Origin of the sequence: Bariatricus sp. HCP28S3_F11, from assembly GCF_052065395.1 — a bacterium.
Classification (GTDB): Bacteria; Bacillota; Clostridia; order Lachnospirales; family Lachnospiraceae; genus Allocoprococcus.
Map to the genome: position 1 here is coordinate 1 of NZ_JBQHUC010000120.1, position 536 is coordinate 536.

1 protein-coding gene is annotated in these 536 nt (G+C 55.8%); it reads left to right on the plus strand.

Features of this window, described 5'->3' with window-relative positions:
* Positions 1–282: 282 nt before the first annotated feature.
* Positions 283–536, plus strand: a 254-nt coding sequence (locus ACTNBR_RS16555) for a cysteine-rich VLP domain-containing protein (protein WP_349225055.1), incomplete at its 3' end; no start/stop codon positions are given.

A 536-nucleotide genomic window follows, 5' to 3' on the forward strand; every position in this document is an offset into this window, starting at 1 on the left:
TTCCAAAGTGTAAACTTCATCAAAATGCAATTCTCGCAATATTCCGGGAATTGCATTTTTTTCGTGTAGACTTAGGGTAGTTCATCGATGGACGGCACCTTGAAAACAGAATGACCGTCCGAAAAGGAATACCCCGGCTGGGGAAGCACCGCAAGGAGTCGGACTTCGGGACAAAATGTCCCGAAGTTGCGAGGAGCGTGCCAACGCCGGAACACGCCGCAGGAATGGGGCAGGAAACCTTTTCGGGGAGAACGGCAACGGAAAGCAAAATGGAGGGAACGCATGAGAGATAACCCCTATAAAGACTTGCCGCCGCTGGAACGCAGGCCGGACGGTTCCCTTTACCGCATGACCCCGGCGCAGAGAAAACAGGCGGCCAGCCTGATACGCCGGGAGTGCTGTTGCTGTGAGGACGGCAACTGCATTGTCCTTGACGATGGGGACACCTGCACCTGTCCGCAGACGATTTCTTTCTCGGTCTGCTGTAAGTGGTTCCGCTGGGCGGTCTTGCCGCTGGACGGGACGCTGGAAGCGGA